Source organism: Vibrio sp. 1078-1 (assembly GCF_033340475.1).
This window is the reverse complement of sequence record NZ_JAWOWM010000981.1, coordinates 1-505: the sequence shown is the minus strand read 5'-3', so window position 1 is coordinate 505 and position 505 is coordinate 1. Positions and strand designations below refer to the sequence as shown.

Here is a 505-nt window from a genome sequence, read left to right as displayed (position 1 = left end):
CAGTACCGCTTCGAGCATCAACCGCGACCACGTGATCTTTTTCGGTGATCACAAAGATACGACTGCCATCCGTTGCGATATCGTTCGCTGACGAATAATTACGCTTCCAGATTGGGTTAGCCGAACGCAAATCAATAGCGATCAACTGACCATTGTATCCAATGGTGAAAAGAGTTCCGCCCAGTACAATAGGAGAAGAGTCAACGTCAACCAGACGGTCAATTTCCGTAGCGCCTTTCGGTGTGCCTACTGGTTGTTGCCAAATAAGCTGACCACGCTCCACAATCGCTGCGGCTAGTCGACCATTTGCCGTACCCCAGAAAACACCACCACCAATCGCAGTTGGAGTGCTGTCTCCGCGTAGTGTCAGGTTTGGAACTTCAGTACTTAGTGCCCAGCGCTGCTCACCAGAGCTTTCATCCAAAGCAATCAACATACCACGGCTGGTATTTACGATGATCAAGCCTGAATCCGCAACGGGTTTCGCCAGAACTTCACCACCGAC

The 505-nt window shown here is 50.7% G+C and carries 1 protein-coding gene; it reads right to left on the bottom strand.

Going from position 1 to position 505, the window contains the following annotated elements; genetic code table 11:
* Positions 1-505: PQQ-binding-like beta-propeller repeat protein (locus tag R7190_RS31195; RefSeq protein WP_318138386.1), on the bottom strand; the 505-nt coding region annotated here is incomplete at both ends.